This window comes from Shewanella sp. Isolate7, assembly GCF_022398425.1.
Classification (GTDB): domain Bacteria; phylum Pseudomonadota; class Gammaproteobacteria; order Enterobacterales; family Shewanellaceae; genus Shewanella.
The window spans coordinates 36,827-57,619 of the sequence record NZ_JAKEVJ010000014.1; the positions used below are offsets into that span (position 1 = coordinate 36,827).

Annotated in this window: 16 protein-coding genes, 1 other RNA gene and 1 pseudogene; 6 read left to right on the top strand and 12 right to left on the bottom strand. The window is 47.3% G+C overall.

What is annotated here, in order from left to right; translation table 11 throughout:
• Positions 1 to 38 precede the first annotated feature (38 nt).
• From L1D47_RS05090 to L1D47_RS05135, 10 genes and pseudogenes are all read right to left on the bottom strand, one after another.
• Positions 39 to 1,286 (bottom strand): hypothetical protein, encoded by a 1,248-nt coding sequence (locus L1D47_RS05090; RefSeq protein WP_239882826.1) that lies wholly within the window; start codon positions 1,284 to 1,286, stop codon positions 39 to 41.
• A gap of 2 nt (positions 1,287 to 1,288) precedes the next feature.
• Positions 1,289 to 1,906, bottom strand: a complete 618-nt coding sequence (locus tag L1D47_RS05095) for an energy transducer TonB (RefSeq protein WP_239882827.1) — start codon at positions 1,904 to 1,906, stop codon at positions 1,289 to 1,291.
• Between the two features lies 1 nt (position 1,907).
• The gene (locus L1D47_RS05100; RefSeq protein WP_239882828.1) at positions 1,908 to 2,312 is read right to left on the bottom strand and encodes a biopolymer transporter ExbD; all 405 of its coding nucleotides are present in this window, start codon (positions 2,310 to 2,312) and stop codon (positions 1,908 to 1,910) included.
• A 13-nt stretch (positions 2,313 to 2,325) separates the two neighbouring features.
• The gene (locus tag L1D47_RS05105; protein ID WP_011866273.1) at positions 2,326 to 2,853 is read right to left on the bottom strand and encodes a MotA/TolQ/ExbB proton channel family protein; all 528 of its coding nucleotides are present in this window, start codon (positions 2,851 to 2,853) and stop codon (positions 2,326 to 2,328) included.
• Positions 2,853 to 4,208, bottom strand: coding sequence for a MotA/TolQ/ExbB proton channel family protein (locus L1D47_RS05110; RefSeq protein WP_239882829.1), 1,356 nt, complete (start codon positions 4,206 to 4,208; stop codon positions 2,853 to 2,855). Before L1D47_RS05110 ends, L1D47_RS05105 begins: the two co-directional genes overlap by 1 nt.
• Positions 4,208 to 4,990 carry a DUF3450 domain-containing protein gene (locus L1D47_RS05115; protein WP_239882830.1) on the bottom strand — a complete coding sequence of 261 codons (783 nt, stop codon included), beginning with the start codon at positions 4,988 to 4,990 and terminating at the stop codon, positions 4,208 to 4,210. Before L1D47_RS05115 ends, L1D47_RS05110 begins: the two co-directional genes overlap by 1 nt.
• 505 nt (positions 4,991 to 5,495) lie before the next feature.
• Positions 5,496 to 6,470: a class I SAM-dependent methyltransferase gene (locus L1D47_RS05120; protein ID WP_239882831.1), complete on the bottom strand. Its 975-nt coding sequence runs from the start codon at positions 6,468 to 6,470 to the stop codon at positions 5,496 to 5,498.
• A 491-nt stretch (positions 6,471 to 6,961) separates the two neighbouring features.
• Positions 6,962 to 9,601, bottom strand: a complete 2,640-nt coding sequence (locus tag L1D47_RS05125) for a TonB-dependent receptor (protein WP_239882832.1) — start codon at positions 9,599 to 9,601, stop codon at positions 6,962 to 6,964.
• Positions 9,602 to 10,284: 683 nt separating this feature from the next.
• Positions 10,285 to 11,495, bottom strand: a pseudogene (locus L1D47_RS05130) (porin).
• A 233-nt stretch (positions 11,496 to 11,728) separates the two neighbouring features.
• Positions 11,729 to 14,143 carry a DNA polymerase II gene (locus L1D47_RS05135; RefSeq protein ID WP_239882833.1) on the bottom strand — a complete coding sequence of 805 codons (2,415 nt, stop codon included), beginning with the start codon at positions 14,141 to 14,143 and terminating at the stop codon, positions 11,729 to 11,731.
• 147 nt (positions 14,144 to 14,290) lie between these two features.
• On the opposite strand from L1D47_RS05135, the gene dinG reads away from it, so the two are divergent.
• The 6 genes from dinG to L1D47_RS05165 are packed head-to-tail and all read left to right on the top strand — an operon-like array spanning position 14,291 to position 19,749.
• Positions 14,291 to 16,363 carry an ATP-dependent DNA helicase DinG gene (gene dinG, locus L1D47_RS05140; protein WP_239882834.1) on the top strand — a complete coding sequence of 691 codons (2,073 nt, stop codon included), beginning with the start codon at positions 14,291 to 14,293 and terminating at the stop codon, positions 16,361 to 16,363.
• A gap of 8 nt (positions 16,364 to 16,371) precedes the next feature.
• A complete protein-coding gene (locus L1D47_RS05145) occupies positions 16,372 to 17,145 on the top strand; it encodes a TSUP family transporter (protein WP_041509404.1) in 774 nt (257 codons plus the stop codon).
• The gene (locus L1D47_RS05150) at positions 17,142 to 17,804 is read left to right on the top strand and encodes a primosomal replication protein (protein WP_239882835.1); all 663 of its coding nucleotides are present in this window, start codon (positions 17,142 to 17,144) and stop codon (positions 17,802 to 17,804) included. Before L1D47_RS05145 ends, L1D47_RS05150 begins: the two co-directional genes overlap by 4 nt.
• A gap of 9 nt (positions 17,805 to 17,813) precedes the next feature.
• Complete coding sequence (locus L1D47_RS05155; protein ID WP_239882836.1) at positions 17,814 to 18,503, top strand: DUF2057 domain-containing protein; 690 nt, start codon at positions 17,814 to 17,816, stop codon at positions 18,501 to 18,503.
• Between the two features lie 7 nt (positions 18,504 to 18,510).
• Entirely contained in the window at positions 18,511 to 19,413 is a 903-nt protein-coding gene (locus tag L1D47_RS05160; protein WP_239882837.1) for a histone deacetylase, read from the top strand.
• Between the two features lie 51 nt (positions 19,414 to 19,464).
• On the top strand, positions 19,465 to 19,749 hold the full coding sequence (locus tag L1D47_RS05165; protein WP_239882838.1) for a late competence development ComFB family protein: 285 nt from the start codon (positions 19,465 to 19,467) through the stop codon (positions 19,747 to 19,749).
• Positions 19,750 to 20,038: 289 nt separating this feature from the next.
• Here L1D47_RS05165 and ffs read toward each other — a convergent pair.
• Positions 20,039 to 20,135, bottom strand: an RNA gene (ffs, locus tag L1D47_RS05170) — signal recognition particle sRNA small type.
• Between the two features lie 196 nt (positions 20,136 to 20,331).
• Complete coding sequence (locus tag L1D47_RS05175) at positions 20,332 to 20,631, bottom strand: ComEA family DNA-binding protein (RefSeq protein ID WP_041509562.1); 300 nt, start codon at positions 20,629 to 20,631, stop codon at positions 20,332 to 20,334.
• Between the last annotated feature and the right edge of the window lie 162 nt (positions 20,632 to 20,793).

Genomic DNA, 20,793 nt, shown 5'->3' on the forward strand with positions numbered 1-20,793 from the left:
ATAAAAAAAGCCCCTTGCGGGGCTTTTTATGTTCAAGTTTAAAGGTCTACGTTATAAATACGTGCCTTTTCCTTGATATAGGCAAGATAACTGTTAGCGGTACGCTTAGTCTTCTCATCCTTAGCAGCTTTCAAACAAGCATTATATGCCGCCTTATACTGCTTTGTACCCAGATAAGCCAAGGTTAGCTCAAACTCAACTTCACCTGCACTCACACCACCAGCAGCCAATGCTTTTTTCAGCACAGGGATTGCCTCTTTGTGTTGCTCACGCAGCGTCAGTAGACGAGCTTGCTTAAGGTAAAGCTTACCATCATTATTGACGGCAGCAGCCTTGCCATAATATTCCGCCGCTTCCTTTAGCTCTTTAGCATTGTGATAGAAGCCACCCAGAATAGAGAATGTCTTCTCATCTTCTTTAATTAGGCCACTCTTCATATGCTTTTCATAGATTTTAGCAGCGCGGTATGGAGAACCGTTTTGCGCCAGCAGTTGGGACAGACGAGTGATATTACCCGCAGTCTCTAAAAATCCATTCTTATAAGCTAAGTCGTAGGTTGCTAATGACTTATCATAGCTTTCAGTCATCAAATAAAACTGCGCTAACTGTACCCATAGACGGCCATCTTCTTGGAAAAGAGGCACCATAGTCTCTAGGACTTTAATCGCATTTTTATAATCTTTCTTGTTGAAGTAAGCAGTCAGCTTCATCTGGTACAAGCCTTTATCTGGCTTAGTACTGATAGCTAGCCCTTTATCGACAACGCTAAGCACCTTATCCCACTCTTTAAGCTCTGAATAAGCAATACCTATACGACGATACACTTGCGGATCTTCTTTACAGGTAAACTTCATCCACTCGTAGTAGTAAGGAATAGACTCTTTAAACTTCTTTTCCTGAATCAACAGGTCGGCGTATAGACGTAGGGTTGCACCATGGTCTGTACCACCAAGAATATCAGCGTCAACGGCTTGCTTCAGGTACTTGATCGCTGTGCCCATCTGATTTTTTTCGGCATAAAAGTTACCCAACATACGGGCAATATAGGCCTTATCAAAAGCATCACGTGGGCTAGCTTCAAGCAGTACAGCAATTGCCTCGTCGATATTGCCTTCTTGATAAGCTTCGAAAGACTTTTGCACTTTCTTTGCCGAGCTTTGGCCTACAGCCTTTGACTGGCGCTTTTCAATAGGGCATTTTTCAGCTGCGCTTGCTGCTGGTACAACGACTAGGCTACCACCAATGGCAAGCAATAGTGCGGCTGCAAGTGTATTAACCTTTTGCATCTCTATTTGCCTCCATCAAGTTTAAAGTCTAGTTGTACAGTCATACCAGGTTGCTTAAGGGCTTTACCGTCAACAATCTTTGGCTTGTACTTCCACTTCTTCAGTGCGCGCCTAGCCTCTTTATCAAAGATACGCTTAGGTTCGGCATTGATCACCTGCACATCTTCAACACCACCTAGTTCGTTGATGGTAAAGCTAAGCTGTACCCAGCCTTCCTTTCCGTCACGTGCTGCAGCAATCGGGTACTGTGGCTCGATTCGAACGATAGGTGTGGCATCACCGTCACGAGTCATCATATTACCCAGCTTAAAGCCGGTAGATGCTGCACCTGCTACGACACCCGTCATGTTGAAAGACATATTTGTATCTATGTCAGATGAGCTATCAGGCGGCGGCGTATCTGGTAAAGGTGGCTGCTCAGGCGGTGTAGGCGGCTTAGGTTTTACCCTAGGCTTGTCCTGCACTTTCGTATCCTGTTTATCCATACTGATCTCAATTACCGGAGAATCAGTAGCAGTGTCGGCGCGTTTCGCGCCGCCACCGACCAAGAAGGCCATGAAAACAAACAGGGCGAAAGTAACAGCACCACCAACTAATAATGATACTATTCCTCTCAGCATATTAGTCTTTCCCCGCTGATACCGAAATCTTGCTGATTCCAGCTTTCTTCACATTGTCCATAACCTTAACAACAATGCCATGTTCAGCTTCTTTATCTGCTTCGATCAATACAGCCGCTTCTGGTGATTCAGCCAACATACGTTCAACGTTTGCTGTTACACGCTCGATGTCGACCTGACGGTTTTCCATCTTAATCACGCCTGTCTTGCTTACACCGATAAAGATGTTTGCCGACTTCTGAGTTGTCGCTTGAGAAGCCTCTGGCTTGTTGTAGTCAAGACCAGATGGCTTAATGAACGACGTTGTTACGATAAAGAAGATCAACATGATAAACACGATGTCGAGCATCGGTGTCATATCAATTTGCGCTTCTTCTTCTATACTTGAATGCTTTTTACGTGCCATGTTCAATCTCTCTCTAGTGGTGTGGCAGGCTATCTTTTAGCTTTTCCATACTGATTTTCATCTTGGCGTCTAGGCGAGTACTAAAGAATACTCCCGATAACGCTGCGACCATTCCCGCCATTGTCGGCATGGTTGCCATTGAAATACCAGCTGCCATCATACGAGCATTACTCGTCCCATGAACTGCCATCACATCGAATACCTGTATCATACCGGTTACGGTACCTAGTAGACCGATCATTGGACAGATGGCTACTAAGGTTTTGATAATCAGCATACGAGCATTCATATCTTGTTTCGCTTGGGATACCCAAGCTTCACGGATACGGTGTGCATGCCAAGAGGTTGAATCCTCTCGCTTGTCCCATGCGGTGATAATGTTCTTGTGCTCTTTTGGCGCAATCAGATTGAGATACCAATAGCGCTCAAGCATTAACACCCACATGAGGAATAGCACTGCCGCAACCAACCAGAGGACGTCACCTCCGGAGGCCATGAAGCCCCTGACGGAATCCCAGATGTCCATCAGGTATAGCATCATTAGGCGTTCCTCTTCTCAGCGTGCTCGGCAACGATACCTGCACTTTGCTCTTCAAGTACTTGAACAACTGACTTGCTACGTGCAATCACGATAGCGTGCATTAGCATTAGCGGAAGCGCAGCAACCAGACCTTGTACGGTTGTCATCAGTGCCATAGAGATACCACCAGCCATTAGCTTAGGATCACCAGTACCGAATAGCTGGATGCTCTGGAAGGTTGCAATCATACCTGTTACGGTACCAAGTAGACCCATCATAGGGGCGATAGCCGCTAGAACCTTGATGATAGAGATGCGAGTTTCAAGTGCTGGAGTTTCTTTCAGAATCGCTTCGTCAAGTTTCAGCTCTAGGGTTTCAACGTCAACATCTTTGTTGTCATGGTATGCCTTAAGTACGCGTCCAAGTGGGTTGTTACCTGGGTTTTCGATGTCCTTACGTTGTGCGTTAACTTTCGCACCAACAACGTATAGAGTAACCAGACGCTCGATAGAGATCAGGGCACCAAGAACAAGCAGACCGATAATGATGTAACCGATAGTACCACCGGCTTCGATACGCTCTTCGATAGTTGCCTTCTGAGTGAACACGTTTAGTAGAACACCACGAGCAGGGTCAACGAACAGCTTATGAACACCAGAGGTTTGGCCTTCGAAACCCTTAACACTCGCTACCTGTTCACTACCTGGCTGCTGTGAAAGTTGTTGGATAAGGCCTAGGTCGGCGTTGTAAACAACATACTGACCGTCGGCTAGAAGGTTGTAGGCACCAACACGAGTTACTTTAGTATTGTGAACATTACCATCAATACCGGTTACGGCACCGTCAAAAGTAACCACTTTAGCAGACTCAGCCATTTCGAATAGCTGCTCTTCCCAGAACTTTTCTAGCTCTTCGATCTTTGGCAGTTCTTTACGAGCACCTAGCTCGGCGATGAAAGCATCACGACCTGGATACTGCGCACTGACGTTTGAAGAAACAAGCTTACCAGCGAAATCACCGGCTTCACCCTTTACAACACCGAACATCTCACCCAAGTCACCTTGAGCAATCTTACGGTCTTCTTCTAACTGAGCGATTTTACGCTCGTTATCGGCAAATGCTTGAGAAAGATCTTTACCGCGCTGTTCTTCAGCAGCTAGAGCCGCTTTTTCACGCTTTAGCAGTGCAGCTTTATCGCCACGCTCAGCTTGGAACTCTGCTTCACGCTTCTTGTTTACTTTAGCAGCGTTAGCGCGATCGGTTTGAACTTGCTTTAGTAGCTGGTCGATGTTCTTAGGCGCATCAGCAGCGCTCACCATGCCAGCAGTTAAAGATAGACTTGCAGCAACGATTGCTGTAGAGATTAACTTTTTCATTATTGTGCAGCCTCCGCAGCTGGGATTGGTAACGCGAACATATCTGGAGCACCCTGGCCACGAGCCTGGCGAATTGCTTTAGTAATGTTACGCAGGTAGCTATCTTCTAGCTTATCCCATGCTTTTGTCTCAGGATTGAACATCCACGCAGACTTTTGATCTAGGCTTTGCGCATAATAAGCAACGCGACCGAAGTTGATGAAATCAACTAGGATCTCTTTGCCATCAAGTTGCAGCTTACCAGTTTCAACATTCAGCTTAGAACCGTATTCACGCTCGATGTTATAAGCATCTAGGATCAAACGATATTTTTCAGCCAATGTTACGTTAGCTGTATCTAGGGTCTCACGAAGACGCTTGATACGAGCTTCACGAGCTTCTTTGTTGAATGGTAGATCCAGAGCAATAAACTGCTCTAGTGCATCAACCATCTTGAACATTAGTGGTACAACACCCTGACGTAGCTTATCAACACCGTTGATATCTTCTTGAATAAGCTTCATGGTGGCTTCTTGGTCAGCGACCAGGCCAGCTACATAATCGTTGTATGACTTAGTTGACTCACGAGTATCTGCAACTTGGCCATATTCAAACGCCATGTCTTGCGCTTGATCGTAATACTTATCAACTTTCTTTTGAGATGCGGCTGCATCTGCATGAATTTTCGAATCCGCCTTCTGAACATCAGAAAGTGGATCGGCAACCACTAAGTTACTGCCTGCTAAGGCCAGCGCGCCAATGAGCGCTGTAGCGATTTTAGTTCTATTGCTTACCTTGGACATAGTTCCCAACCAATTTGAAGTGAAAAATAAAAGGTTTAACTTATCGGCAACACGGGGTTTCTGCTTATTTTTGCACGAATTCCGCCACCATAAGTGTGCATTTCTCTTGTGATTGTTAGTTATTATCTTCCCTTTTCTACACCCTTCAAAGGTGTAGACCCGCAGGCATCATTTCACAAAATGTTGACCTGTGTCAACATTTGGAAACGGCTAAAACTAGTAGAAAAAGCTCTTAGACAGCGAAAAAACTACAAGAGGTGTTTTTTCAAACAAGTTAATAATTACAAATTAAGCAAATTCTCTTAAGTTCAAACGAGACAAGTCGCCTAAATACATGAATTTACAACGCTATTTGAATTAACAATAAACAAAAAACTTATTAACAACTTGATAACCGGCGACGATAAAGAAATGCATTCGTATAAACTTTTGCGGTCCAAACGTTAATCCACGGCAATCTTGCAAACCTGTTCCCCAAATATCATCGACTTGAACCTCTCGCTTGTTAAACAGTTTTATTTATCATTATCTTCCACCCTAAAATCTGCTCCTCATCGCTTACTATTTGGCTAAGAGAGAAAAGCGCTCCGCCGTTTTCGATAAGCTCGGCCAACAGAGAAGACAGGGCGACTTCATCAAGCGATGCGGCAACCAATTCCGACAACCTCTCTTTTAACGTAGTAATTTGAGTCCTTGCAAAATTCAGGTATGCCATCTTTTTTTCCAAAGACCAAAATAATCCCTGCTGAAAAATTGTCGCCACGTAGCCTAGCAGCTCACTATCCTTTAACGCCTCTTCATCAAACTCAGCAAGAGCGGAAATATATTGATTTAACGCATGCCTTAAACGCTCACACTCAGGATTTTGCTTAACTTTTTTCAAATCCTCGCCATTGGCTAAATTTCCCATTTGCAAGACTAGCGCCTCCATAGTGGCAAAAAGAGCCTTAATTTCATCCCGGCAGATCAAGGTTAAAATTTGCTTATTGCGCCTGATAACTAAAGAGCCACTATGGTGTGTAACCAGACTTAACGTGCCGCCGGGCTTCAAAACACGAAGAGCTTCCGGTATAGAAATTGTTAAATCCGAATATTCCAAACCGAATTGCGAAATAACTTTATCAAAAAGATTATCGGCGTAGGGCAAAGAGGCACAATCGATATGAGAGACCAGAGAAACTTCGATATTACTATTTAGTTCTACCTTGGCTAACTCGGTATTAATTTGAGCCAGATCAACACCTATCACCTCGCCGGTCTTCTGTGATCCAGTAAAGAACTGATTTAACAGAAGCGGAAGGGCACCATTCCCCGTAGCCAGATCCAATACTTTGAACCCGTCGGGCAACCCCTTAAAATCTTGATGCCATACTGTCTCTAGCACACCTGAGTAGTTTCCGCTAAAACTATCACCAAAAGATGTTAGATGGCCCTGTTGCCAATATTCACTCCAATGACAATTACTCTCATGCTCTACCATAATACCCCTTATAATGTAAGTTCAATACTCAATAATCTACGAAAAATACAAGCAACGACTTTTCACTCAATCTAACATCAGCCTGCATTATTAAAAATAAAAATAGGCAGTAAAAATCCACCTGCATAGCAGGTGGATTTGCTTTTGAGGCACCCGATAAGGGTTCCTTTGTATCGATAAAGATTTTAGTGTGATCTATGGCCTACTCTCGTTGTCAGCAACATTATTCTAGTTTTTACTCTTCCTAATTCATTCCATCAATGGCCATACCTAAACCAGCAGAATCACATCACCATTCAACTACATAATAACAAAGGTGTTTTGAGTAAGCAGAGAAAGATTGAAAATACGAGAGAGACGGTCCAAGAGAAAATACGGGCATGACCCAGACGGAACGATAACCACCTCCATAGGAGGTGGTTATCGTTTTGCCAAAAAAAACCCCACTTCTCAGTGGGGTTTCATCAACATATCTACGTTAAAGGTAACTATTAGAAGTTCCACTCACCGCCGAATGTGTAAGTACGTCCAATATGACCTGCACTGTATAATGCATCATAACCATTGCCATATTCGCCGTTTGAATTCAGGACAGGATCTTCATCGGTCAAGTTACGAACACCTACAGTATACTTACCCCAAATACCACCATCGTAGGTATAAGTGACGTTGTGTACAAGGAAGCTATCGTTCTTGCCGTTAGTTACCAGAGCTCCGGTCAGATTACCATTTGAATCAGCTGCAGGAGTCTCGTATCCACCCGTTGATGGTACATAGTCCATGTTCCAAGAGACAGAGTGATCCTGATATGACCAGCTAGTTGTGAACTGAGTTCTGTATTCAGGCTGTAACTCGAATCCACTTTGATCTTGCACTGGACCACCTACATACGAATCTTGATTATATTCGAAAAAGTAGTTAGTAGAAGAATTAAAGCGGAAATCACCGACACCTGTTTCAACAAGATATGCAATGTTGAAATTAGTTCCTGTAACCTCTAAACCTGGGCCATTAACTGTCGAGGTTTTGAAAATTGGCTGACTTGGTCCATCTGTAACGCGGTCAACGGTGATCTTATCAGGGTCAGGGTTAGCCGTTCCTAATAGTTCCATCATGATGATATCTTGAATCGGCACAAATCTAATGGCGTTATCAATTTCTAGGTTATAGAAATCTGCCGTTACACTTAAACCTTCAACACCACTCCAGACTACACCAAAGTTAATAGTTTTAGATGTTTCAGCATCTAACGTACCATTTGCTTGACGTGTTGTATCATATTGCTGCTCATCACAATCACCATCTGCAATACCTTGCGAACGACAATATACATAATCTGTCGCAAAATCAGCGGCGAAACTATCTGCTTGCGAAAGTGTAGCAAGAGATGGGGCACGGAAACCTTCACCATATGAAGCACGAAGCATTAGGGTATCCGTTGGACGATAAGTCAATGACGCTTTTGGTGAAAGTTTGCTACCAAAGTCAGAGTAATCATCATAACGAGCCGCAATGCTAAGCTCTAAGCCTTCAGCAATTGGGAAGTTACCTTCATAGAAAACAGCCCAAATATCACGGTCACGTCCTGAACTGTTACCAGCAGAACCACCAATCAAACCAGCCTCAGACTGTGCATCGACAGTAGATGAATACTGAATATTAGTACCTTCGGCACCAATATAATGGCCAATAGCGCCACCAGGTAACTCACCCATCTCAACACTTAAACCTACAAAATACTGATCAAGCTTATATTTGTCTTGCTGCAAAGTTGTTGCTCTGGCGTTATTAACACCTTGCTCAGTTCCCAATGAAATACCATTAATTTCATTGTATGCAAGACCTGAGTAGCTTAAGTAGAACTCACCAACTGAATTATTGTCTGTATTACTGTGATGATAGAAAGTTTCCCAAGTAGCAGTCTCGCCAAAATCACCTTCTAACCCAACCATGTAATCTTGGGTCGTATCGGTAACTTTGCCATCTCGGTTACCAATTTGATACCAACGGAAACGACCGTTAGTAGCTTCATCATATGGATTATGTTCTGAGTTAGGAGCAATATTACTCCAACCAGCCGCTGGCGGAGCGTAACGTCCGAAAGACTTATTTACAGTAATCATCGCACGAGACTTGAAGCGAACATCATCCGTAATTTCATAATTACCGTTCACGAAAATTGACTGGCGATCTGTAGATGCTTGGTTAGCAGAAACCCCTGCATAAGCAAAACCACAGTATTGGTTTGCACCGCTTTCCATCACACCTACAAACCCATCAACAGTTGCAGCAAGTTCGGCACACTTAGGTGACGCTTCCCAAAGTCCAGTAGTTGGATTTTTGATACTTGCGCCGTATGTACTAACACCAGTTGAACCCGATAAATTCAAGATGCCGTTACCATCAGTATCTTCGATAAACGGTGCCGTATATGGACGGTCGCGATCAAATACCGGCTCTTGAACTTGCTTTTCAAATGAGAAGGTTAGGTTACCTTTATCACTACTGATACCCGTTGTGATAGAGAAGTCATGTCCTTCACCACCTTTATCATCTGGACGAGCCACTCTACCGGTAATGTTTAAACCTTCATAGTTTTTCTTAGTGATGATATTTACAACACCAGCAATAGCATCCGAACCATAAACAGCAGAACCACCGTCTTTAAGAATTTCGATACGTTCTACTACTGACATTGGAATTTGGTTAATGTTGATTGCGCTACCACCTAGTGTCGGCGATGCTGCGAGTCTAACACCATCCATAAGAACCAAAGTTCTTGATGATCCCACGCCCAACAAGTTTACGCTGGCTTGAGACTGGGCACTTGAACCAGAAGACGGTACGATAGAACCAAAACTGTTAAATGTTGATGAACGTAATGCGTCGGCAACACTATATCTGTCTAGGTCCTTAAAGTCCTCACCACTGATAACTTCTACGGGCGATGCCCCTTCGATATCTACACGACGAATACGTGAGCCTGTAACTTCGATACGTTCAACTTTATCTGCAGATTCCACCTCTGCGGCTAAGGCTGCTGGTGCAACGAACACAGCTGCAGCTGCAGCTGCAGCACCACTAACTAGTGCTAAACGCACAGAATTAGCTAAAAAGCTGTTCTTATACATGTTGTTTCTCCCTGGACTTTATTTTTTATTCTTTTGTGAAGGCAGACACAAATAAACAAAAATTGTTTCACTTGTGTGCATTCGCCAACAGATAAAACCACATATGAAACATTTAATCAACAAAGGCATCAGTATTTTCACAGATTTAATTGATAACCGCTCATTTTGTAGACGCATATCACGGTAAGACCTGAATTTGTTATCTTAAGCACCCTTAGTTTCTTAAGCGTGCCTCAGCAGTTCTAGCTACAAACCTGACAAGCTTTCTGAGAAAAAAAACTAATAGAAAGAGGGGGTTGCGATTTTTTAGCCACACCAGCTTGCGTGAGAAAATACTAAATTAGACAAGGCTGAAGCAGAGCTTTTATGAGAAAATGACAAAGACGTTCAGAATGAAAAAGGCAAGAAAGTCTTAACAATTATGAGCCCCTCCAAGTTAACTTACCTAGAGTCACTACATTCCCTGTAAATAATTGATTACAAAACAACCAGCTTTCACAGTTGAAATTACTTAATCACGGATGAGTAACACGGCTCACCGCCAAATAGTTATTTCTTCAAAAAACGACTTCATAAGTAGATTAGAATATTAGGACGTCCCATCAAATGATTTAGGAAGAAAAAAGGCGCCCATTGGGCGCCTTTGATATGCAATTCACTTGGCACATAACAATGTGCTTATCTTATAAAGTATAGCGAATACCGATTGCTACACCGTCTTCTTCAAACTTTGCCTGAGCCTCTGCATCCGCACCTTCAAACTCACTAAAGTCTTTTCGGCCTTCGACATATAGGACAGTGTTGACATCCCATACATAATGCAGACCGACCACAACGAACTGACGCTTGAACGATGAATTAGGATCGACATTGTTTGGCTGGATCACATAATCTTTACCCGCATCCAACACGTTGTAAGACACAAAGGACCGGAAACCATTCTCAAACTTGTAAGAGAACAGGGTCTCTACGCCGTATGAGTCTTTAATCAAACGACCCAGGTTATCGGTATCGTGGTTCTCGTTTTTGTTGAAGTTAGCGGCGCCATAGAAGCCATCGGCATCCCAGTTACCCCAGGTCGCACCGACACCGTAAATAACATCGACAGCAGTGATCTGCTCAGAGGTCTTTCTGAATGTCACATCAAACTCGCCGCGGTTAATACCGGCAGAGAAAGAAAGCTTGTCGTTAACCTGATAGGTCGCCGATGCACCATATGTATAGTCGTACTTAACTTCTTCTGAATCTAAGACAGGATCTTGGCTATCCCAACGCTCTTTGCAATCAGTTGGAAGATCGGGGTCAGCTTCACAGTATAGAAAGTGTCATGTTTTAACTGTGCCTGTACGGCGAAACTCAGATCACCGATACTGTTACGGTACTGAACGATCTTGTCACCACGACCCACACCGTTTACTGCACCATCAGCCTTATTATAGGTATATACACCAGCAGCGTTACCGTCCCATACGAAACCGTAGTTAGTGTTGTAAACCACATCATACCAAGCACCCCACTGCTTACCTATGGTCAAACTACCATAGAGATCGTGGGCGATACCGACATAACCGAGACGGTTGTTAAGAAAGTCACCACTCTTAGATTCGAAGTTACTCTCACTGCTGTATACGATTTCGCTGTTACCGAAAGGGTTAATCCCCCACTCTAGCTTAGTGAAGGCCTTCCAGCCGTCGCTCATCTCGCGAGTGAAACCAAAATTGATCCGTGACGCTCCGTTAACCACTTCAGTTGAACCTTGAGTGTTAATAACACGGGCATCAATAAAACCACCAATTTCTACCGCATTTTTATCGTCTTTATAGATCTCGATAGCGGATGCAGCGGGGACAAAAATGACAGCCGCTAACGCTGTTGCTATTACACTCTTCTTCATCTGTTAGTCTAACCTTTTGTTATGTTCAGTTTGCTTTATCTTATTGTGCGACATTCCGTTGTTTTATTTCGTTCCAATTTCAGCTAAAGACTAGCAAAAGATTAGCATTCCCTCAAAGACGAATATCACAATAACGGCGCTATTTTTCACCAAGTTAACTAAAGAAATCCAGAAAACTCAGACTTTACACCAAGTGTTAACAATTCATCGCTATCTCAACAACCAGAAAACAACTAAATTAACGACATTTGCTTCGCCACAAGATTATTGAAACTAGTGTTTAAAATTGAAAGTATGGGATCAGAAATGGGTGCTATCTGTTTGTCCAGATAATATTGATAATCGATATTTCCGAGTAGATGCTGCACTGGTTCCGCACCATTTTGCGTCATCAGGTAACTTATTCTTTCACCTCGCTTGCCATGGCTATCATCGCCACTTCGCTGACACCATAGGGTCGCCGCCTTCACATGGGGTGATGACTTGGCGGTATAGTCTTCGATGTTGCGCCTGAGGCGTTTGGAAAAAACGAGTTTGTCGTCAAGCTTTCCCTGCTGCAGCGCATCCACAACCTGCTTCAAATAACCGAGCACATCCTGCTTAGCGAACAGGCGATAATAGAGCTCGGCTTGTACTTCCCGCGCCAAGGGGCTCCAGTCACTCCTCACCTGCTCCATCCCCTTGAACACCAGCTTGAGGCTTTGGTCTTCCTGACGATAGGCGCCCACATAACGCTTCTTAGAGCCCTCGGTCGAGCCACGCAGTGTCGGCATGAAAAACTGCTCAAAATGCCGCTCATATTCAAGTTCGAGATAACAATCTAACTGGAACTCCTGCTTGAGCTTAAGTCGCCATTTCTCGTTGATTGATGCCACCAGCTCCCTGGCAAAGGTATCGATATCGCCTACGCTCTCGGGCGAGGAGATATGCACGAAGGTAGAGTCGGTATCACCATAGATCACGGTCAAGCCTTGCGCCTCAATCCATTGCTTGGTCTGCTTCATGATCTCATGCCCCCTAAGGGTAATTGAGCTTGCCAGGCGCGCATCATGGAATACGCAGCCACGAGATCCCAGCACGCCGTAGAGGGAGTTCATAATAATCTTTATCGCCTGAGACAGGGGGGCATTGGCTTCGCGCTTGGCTTCTTCCCGCTTGGCAGACAGGCTGGCGATAAGTTGAGGCAGAATAGGAGAATTGCGACTAAACTGGGCGCCCAAAAAGCCAGGCACGGTATCATTGCCTTCATTTGCTCCCTTTACCCCGGCATTAGCCTCTGCTTTTAATCCTTCCACCAACCCCTTTGGGTCAATCAAAAACGTCCTGATGATCGAGGGATAAAGGCTCTTAAAATCGAGCACCAATATATGTTGATAGAGACCGGGTTTGGAATCCATCACATAGCCGCCGGGACTCTCTATGCCATCGCTGACCGGCACGCTAGGCGCCACATAGCCGGCGCGGTGCAGATGGGGCAGATAAAGATTATTAAACGCCGCCACCGAGGCGCCGACACGACCTAGCTCTAAGCCGGTTAGACGCGAGCGCTCCATCACAAAGGCCAGCAGATCGGTTTTGGCAAAGATCTCCCAAACCAGACGACAGTCGGTAATATTGTAATGAGCCAGCGCCGCCTTATCTTGACGAAACAGCATTGCTATCTCTTCCGCCCTATGGCTGACATCATGAATCGCCTTGCCTTCACCAAGCAGTTCCCTGGCGACAGACTCCAGGCTAAAACTCTCAAACTGATAGAAAGCCGCCTTTAACCAATCTATGCCATCGAGCACCACGCGCCCAGGCAGGATTAAGGTCTCCGGCCGATACTTGTTATCGATACGCCACGAAAGCTGCGTACCCTTCCTGCCCAGCGTTAGCGGAATATTGAGCGCCTTGGCCCTGCGATACAAAAGTGCCAGGTCAAAGGTGACTACGGCCCAACCTATGATGATGTCGGGATCATGCAGCCTGAACCAGGCCACCAAGGCCTTAATAAGCGCCGCCTCATCTACCACAAGCTGAAGATAGTCTGGCGGCGACTCACACGCCTCCCCCACCATGATCACCTGTTTGTAGGGCTCGCCGCTGGCCGATTGTCCATACAGACCCACGCTAAAAAGCTCGCCATCCATCGCACACTCGAAATCGAGCGAAACCACCGACAGCTTAACCGCTAAATCGCTGCGTCTGGCCCGCTCGGCGATTAACGTGGGGATCGTCTGCGGTTCACTCTGACAAGGACTATGGGAACTATTCTGCCAGCGGCCGATAAACTCGACGTCTAGTGCGATGTAGCGCTCGATAAGATAGCGTTGCTCGGCCCTGAGCTCAGACTCATACAGGGCGATCCCCTTGTCAGTAGCCACACGGCTTAGGTGCCTAAAACTTTGATTATTAGCAAAATAGAGCGCGCTGACCGGCTCGTCGTCGAAGGTGGTTAAATTAAGCGCCTCGCTGCGTAAGCCACTCTCTTGATTGCCATCGAGCAAGCGCAACTCATCCTGAGTCCGGCAAAAGCAGATCCGCTCGCCGTGAGGCACAATCACCCGCAGCGGCCCGTCGGCCGTACAGAGGTAATAATGTAATTCGCTGCCTAGGTGGTGACGGGTTAAGATCCGTCCCTTTACACTGAAAACAGGGGTGTTCAAATCATGCAAGCTTTGCTGTTTTCCAATTTAATTCAACACATTAGGATTGTTGACGACAAATAAGTCGTGAATTCCTCACATCAACTCTTCTTAGGCTATGTAATCACTGTTATTATGTACAGCATTATTTGCCAGACATAAGCCTTCATGTTATCTGCCGACGTTAAAACCCAGATCCGCACGATTTACAAAGATATTGCCGCCGCCCTGCCTAACTTCAGATCGCGTCGGGAACAAAATTATATCGTCGCAGAGATCTCCAAGACACTTGCGGGTGAATATGACAAGCACAGGCGTATCATAGTGGTCGAGGCTGGCACTGGCATAGGTAAGTCGCTGGCTTATATCTTAGGTGCGATTCCACTGGCATTGGCCAGCAAGAAAAAGGTCTGTATCGCCACGGCAACGGTTGCCCTGCAGGAGCAGCTGCTCAATAAGGACCTGCCCTTCTTCTCCAATCAATCTGGGCTTAACTTCACCTTCGGTTTGGTAAAAGGGCGTCAGCGCTATGTCTGCCTCTCCAAGCTGGAGATGCTGATCGGTGGCGATGACGGCACACAGATGGCCATGTGGCAGACCAAACCCGACCATAGCCAGGTCGAGCTACTGCAAAAACTGCTCAAAGATTTTCATGAGGGTCGCTGGAACGGCGAGCGCGATACCCTCTCTCAGCCGCTACCGGATCATCTGTGGCAGCAGATCGCCTGCGATAAACACAGCTGTCATCGACAACTCGCCAGCCACAGACACTGCCCTTTCCATAAGGCCCGAGAAGATGTCGACACCTGGGATGTGCTGATCGCCAACCATAGCCTGCTATTTGCCGATCTTGAGCTGGGCGGCGGTGTGATTCTGCCCGACCCGGAAGAGCTCTATTATGTGATCGACGAGGCCCATCACCTGCCGTTGGTGGCTAGAGACTTCTCGAGCGCCCAGGCCACTCTGAGGGGCGCCATTGACTGGCTGGAAAAGGTCGGCAAGACCAGCGCCAAACTGCAAAATCAACTCAAGAGCAACCACATTATTGCCCCCGCTCAGGCCATGTTGGATCACATCAACGATCTCACCAGCCTACTCACCAGCGTCGCGCAATATTGCGATGGCCAGGCGGCAAAATTTGATAACCCTGAGCGGCGCATCCGTTTCGAGCACGGCAAGCTGCCAGCAGCGCTCACCATGCTGGCCGAAAACCTGGCTACCGCATCCAGCAGCGCGCTCAAGCAATTTAACAAGATGCTGGCCCTGCTCAACGAGGCGATTAAGGATGGCGAGCTGCCTAAGCACCAGTCAGAACAGCTACTAAGTGAGACAGGCTTCATGTTGCAGCGCCTTGAGAACCTGCAGAAGCTGTGGAAGATGATGGCCAAAGAAGACAGCGCCAAGGGCGCCCCCATGGCCCGCTGGGTAGAGCATCTTGTGGGCAAGCAGAGCGACTATCTGTTTAATGTCTCTCCCATCGAAGTGGGTTATATGCTCGAAACCCTGCTGTGGGAGAAGGCCGCCGGCGTGGTGCTCTGTAGCGCCACCCTAAGGGCACTCAACAATTTCAATCACTTTACCCATCAGGTGGGGCTCTCCATCAATGATGGCAGTCGCTATCTTGCCATGGACAGTCCGTTCGACTTCCAGCAGAACGCCACCCTCTATCTACCCAAGATGCGCACCGAACCCACGGACGATCGCTATACCGACGAGCTGGCGGAGCAGATCCTTACCCTTATTGATGGTGAGATGGCCACCCTGGTGCTGTTCGCCTCCTACTGGCAGATGGAGAAGGTGGCCGATCTGGTCCGAAGCAAGATTAAGTCGCCGCTGCTTATCCAGGGGGAGGCGTCCCGTCAACAGCTGCTACAAGATCACAAGACGCGCTGTGACAATGGCGAGGTCAGCATCATCTTTGGCACCGGCAGTTTCTCCGAGGGTCTCGACCTTCCCGGTGACTACCTGACCAACCTTATCATCACTAAACTGCCCTTTGCCGTCCCCACCTCACCGGTGGAACAGGCGCACGCGGAATACATTAAGGCAAAAGGGGGAAATCCCTTCTTACAGCTGACTATCCCCGATGCTTCACGTAAATTAATCCAAAGTTGTGGTAGATTACTGCGTAAAGAAGAGGATTATGGCAGGATCACCATATTGGATCGCCGCTTAGTGACCAAACGCTACGGCAAGTCTCTACTGGATGCCCTGCCTCCCTTTCGACAAGTCATTGAATAGGAATACCATTGGATCTATTACTCGACCCAGGTAGCTGGGCGATTCTTGCTGCGACCGGCTTTATCGCAGGTTTTATCGATGCCGTCGCCGGTGGCGGTGGCCTACTGTCGATCCCGGCCCTGCTCACCATAGGCATTCCCCCACACACGGCGCTGGGCACCAATAAGCTGGCCGCCAGCTTTGGTTCCTCCATGGCGGCCTTTACCTATTATCGTAAGCAGTTTTTTACCCCCAAGTTTTGGTATCACGCCTCTATTGCCACCTTTATCGGCGCCGTAATAGGCACCTTTGTGGTTTACCTGATCGACAATCAGTGGCTGGAAAAGTGGCTACCGCTGTTTATCATCGCCGTGGCCGTATATACCTTACTTAAACCTAACGCCATGGGCTGCCCCAGCTATGAGCCGCCGGTAAAAGCACCCTCCAAATTTAAGCAGTGGCGTCAAGGGCTACCACTTGGTTTCTACGATGGATTCGCAGGCCCGGCTACCGGCGCCTTCTGGACCATTAGCAGCGTATCCCAATATCGACTGCCGGTGCTTAATAGCTGCGGCCTAGCCCGGGCCATGACCCTGATTAGTAATCTCACCTCCCTGAGCGTGTTTCTGGTGTTGGGACAGGTGAATCTGATGGTCGGTCTGTCGATGGGGCTTTGCATGATGCTCGGCTCATTTATCGGCGCCCGCACTGCCATCAAGTTTGGCGTCCCCTTTATTCGCCCTCTTTTTATTAGCATAGTGATACTCATCGCCATTAATCTGGCATGGGGAGCCTGGGCATGAAGACAAATGAACTTATCCATCGCCTGCGAGTCCAACTGAAACAGTTAGAGCAAGAGGTGCTGCAACACGACAGTCAATTGCCTAAGGGGCAGCGCAAGCTGCTACAAGATACCGAGCGATTTAATGACAACCTGTTTAATCAGGCGGGCGCGAAGCTCTCTCCCTGTATAGATCAGCTCAGTAAGAAGATCGCTCAGCTCGAGAAGCTGCTCCAAGGCAATATATCGGCGACCACCATCACCCTGGCCTGCGAGGGCATTCAGGACAGGTTTACCGCCTTGAGGCGGGCCCTGAATACCACGACACTCGGGGTGAAATCGGCCGAGCAACAAAAAGCCTCGCGGATCGCTCATGCGCGTAAACGTCGCCAGAAAAGCCATGCCCAGAGTGGATTTAGCTGGATCGCCGCCGGAGTGATGAATAACAGCCACCAGCTCTATGAAGAATTGAACAAACATATGAACTGGGTTCACACCTTTGAACAAAAAATTGCGCATTTGCAATCTAAGCTTGAAAACTGTCATAGTGCTGACAAAATTGCACTGCAAAATGAAATACTTTTGGTCCACCGCCGCTTAGGCAAGTGCCGACAAGCTATCAGCTATATAGAAGATCGTATTCAGGCGTTCGAACGCCCATACAAGCATCAGAATCGTTAAGGAGCAACAATGAAATCAATCAAGCCAATCACCGCTTTAATCGCTCTGCTTGGTGCCTCATCGGCAATGGCTGCCAACCTCACCATCCCCATGGCATTCGAATACCTTGCCCTAGACGGCAAGAAGGTAGAAGGCAGCCTGTTTAATCACAAATCTGATCTCGAGTTAAGCCAAGGCACGCATAAAATTGCTATCCGTTATCACGACATGGTGCAAGACGACTTCAGCGATAGCGAAAGCTTTGTTAAATCATCTCCCTTCATCGTAACCCTGGCCGTCGATGGCGACTATGACTACCGCTTACAACCGGCCGAAGGCGAGATCATCAAGCAGCCCAAATCGTTCGCCAAATCACCCGCCGTGGTGATCAGCCGTGTCGATGGCGGCGTCGTTAACTACAAGGTTACCCAAACTGACATCACAGAAGACAGCTTCGTCAGCAAGCTGTTTAATGGCAACTCGGGTCAGGATATCGAAACCGCTGCCGCTGCCGCGACCGGCGCAGGCGTTGCCGCGCAAGCAAGTGCCCCGGTACCGCAGGCAGGCACTGTCGAAGCCGTTACCCTACCCGCTACATTGCCGGCCAACCCGAATGCAAGCGATGCCGATCATGCTCAGCAGATGTTGCAATACTGGTGGTTACATGCCGACGAGAAGACTCGTAAAGAATTTATGAGCTGGGCAATTAAACAGCTGTAAATCCTAGATGGTACCGCTCGTCTATCACGCCAGCTATTCACAGCTGGCGTTACCCCAACACCACAGATTTCCCATCACTAAGTATCAAGCGCTCTACCAATACCTGCTGGATAAGCAGATAGTCGACCCAGGTGCGTTCCACGCGCCCCAGGCCGTTAACCTGGATTGGCTTAAATCGATCCATTGCCCAGACTATGTCATGCAGTTTATCGAGCAGCGCCTGCCCGATAAAGCCGTGCGCCGACTGGGATTTCCCCTGAGTGAACGACTGATCCAGCGCACACTCTACTCTATAGGTGGCACCCATCTCGCCTGTGAGCTGGCAGTCAAACACGGCGTAGCACTGCAACTGAGCGGCGGTTATCACCATGCCCACTATCAATTTGGTAGCGGCTACTGCGTATTCAACGACCTGATCTCTGCCGCCCTACACGCCCAGACACTAGAGGGGATAGATAGGGTGCTGATCTTCGATTGCGACGTGCATCAAGGCGACGGTACGGCCGCCATGGGTCAGGCTCATGACGAGATCTACACCTGCTCCATTCACTGCCAGGAAAACTTCCCGGCTCGAAAGCAAACCTCAGATCTCGATCTAGAATTACGCCGAGGTGTCGCCGACGATGAGTATCTTGAGGCCGTGGCACAAACCTTAGAACTCGCGCTGCGCCTCTATCAGCCGGATCTGATTATCTATGACGCAGGCGTCGATGTGCATCAGGATGACAGGTTAGGCCATCTCGAAATCACCACAGAGGGGATTTACCAAAGAGACAGGCTGGTGTTAACAAGCGCCAAGGCGGCCGGTATTCCCATCGCCTGCGTCGTCGGAGGCGGTTACAACAAGGCGGTAGAGGTTCTCGCCGAGCGCCACGCGCAAGTTTTTATTTCCGCCCATGCCATATGGTAGCAAACTAGATTATGCTTAGTTAAACCACAACGGAGCCTGAGGGAGAGACCTATGCAACTGGAAATTCGCAATTATTACGAAGTGTTGTTGATGGAGATACTGTCTGATGAAGGATTATTTGACGAGCTACCCAAAGACTATCTAGCCGATCTCTGCTGCGTAACCCTAAACCAACTGCCGGTACGTTACATACGTCACCTGGTCGATACCTACTTCTTCGAGGACTATAACGAACTCAAGCAGATGAAGGAGGAGATCCAAACGGCACTGGAAAAATCGAGAGCCTTCTTAAAGTCCAAACTGCCTGAAGAGCAAACTCAAACGGAAGAATCCTGAGGCTGCCAAGGTAAGAGCTTATCTGTTGCAGTTAGCAGCAAGAGTCAGCAGCAGGCTATTTGTCTCTGGTGACCAGTGACTTTCTGGTTTCCCGCTTCCCCAGAATATCCTAGTGAGCATTGAGTACGACGCTGTGGATACGACAATACGCGCATACCAGATGCCATGACGAGATTGAAACAGATAGGGAGGGTTTTTAGATAACCTATTTATCATCGAGTGTACCACCAAGTGTATCACCTGAGGTATTTCTGAGTTAACTCGTTGATAATAGTTGGAATTGGAGGTTCCCCTAGAGCCACACCCCGGCACATGAGTCGCCTGCTGCGGTTGCTCCCTTCCGGGCCTGGCCGAGTTCACAAGTTATCATTGCGGGGGGACCCTAGGGTCACCATAGATGCTTAAGCAATTAAATCCTTAAGACGGCGTGCATTATCTACTATGGCAGCCCGGCGATCAAGTCAATAACCAAGAGTAATCGCCAGAATAGGCCCAACTGCCGAATCTATAAACAAAAGCCCGCGAGTGCGGGCTAAATTCCATCGACCTTTGGCGCCACTACAAGTGCCACTACAAATGTCACTACAGAGACAAGATCGCCCTATTCTGTTCAAGCACCTTGGGGCCGATACCTTTTACCCGGGTTAATTCTTCAATGCTATTGAAATTACCGTGGGCGTCTCGGTATTCCACAATGGCAGACGCCTTAGCTTCACCTATCCCCTTGAGTTGAGTCAACTCTTGGGCGCTTGCGGTATTGATATTAACCTGGGTCAGGCTCGCCTGGGCCGTGTCAGCAGGTATAGAAACCTGTTCGGCAGCCAGAGCGGGAAAGAGGGAAAATGACGCCACGACGAGCGCGGCTAATAGTAGGTTTTTCATTGAGGGGCTCTCCTTAAATGTCCTTATGGTATGCATGGCCAACAATCCTTTTTCCTCGGCCACCTCGAAAACATAGAACAGCTTCAAAAATTTCGCCAATACGTGACAGACAAGCAAACCACGCAGAGCCCGCCGAGAGGTAGATCACAAAATAAATTATAT

Coding starts and splice junctions, on each gene's coding strand:
- L1D47_RS05150 (WP_239882835.1), top strand. CDS start 17,142: ATGAAGACAAATGAACTTATCCATCGCCTGCGAGTCCAACTGAAACAG.
- dinG (WP_239882834.1), top strand. CDS start 14,291: ATGTTATCTGCCGACGTTAAAACCCAGATCCGCACGATTTACAAAGAT.
- L1D47_RS05105 (WP_011866273.1), bottom strand. CDS start 2,853: ATGATGCTATACCTGATGGACATCTGGGATTCCGTCAGGGGCTTCATG.
- L1D47_RS05160 (WP_239882837.1), top strand. CDS start 18,511: ATGGTACCGCTCGTCTATCACGCCAGCTATTCACAGCTGGCGTTACCC.
- L1D47_RS05175 (WP_041509562.1), bottom strand. CDS start 20,631: ATGAAAAACCTACTATTAGCCGCGCTCGTCGTGGCGTCATTTTCCCTC.
- L1D47_RS05155 (WP_239882836.1), top strand. CDS start 17,814: ATGAAATCAATCAAGCCAATCACCGCTTTAATCGCTCTGCTTGGTGCC.
- L1D47_RS05115 (WP_239882830.1), bottom strand. CDS start 4,990: ATGTCCAAGGTAAGCAATAGAACTAAAATCGCTACAGCGCTCATTGGC.
- L1D47_RS05165 (WP_239882838.1), top strand. CDS start 19,465: ATGCAACTGGAAATTCGCAATTATTACGAAGTGTTGTTGATGGAGATA.
- L1D47_RS05125 (WP_239882832.1), bottom strand. CDS start 9,601: ATGTATAAGAACAGCTTTTTAGCTAATTCTGTGCGTTTAGCACTAGTT.
- L1D47_RS05090 (WP_239882826.1), bottom strand. CDS start 1,286: ATGCAAAAGGTTAATACACTTGCAGCCGCACTATTGCTTGCCATTGGT.
- L1D47_RS05120 (WP_239882831.1), bottom strand. CDS start 6,470: ATGGTAGAGCATGAGAGTAATTGTCATTGGAGTGAATATTGGCAACAG.
- L1D47_RS05110 (WP_239882829.1), bottom strand. CDS start 4,208: ATGAAAAAGTTAATCTCTACAGCAATCGTTGCTGCAAGTCTATCTTTA.
- L1D47_RS05100 (WP_239882828.1), bottom strand. CDS start 2,312: ATGGCACGTAAAAAGCATTCAAGTATAGAAGAAGAAGCGCAAATTGAT.
- L1D47_RS05095 (WP_239882827.1), bottom strand. CDS start 1,906: ATGCTGAGAGGAATAGTATCATTATTAGTTGGTGGTGCTGTTACTTTC.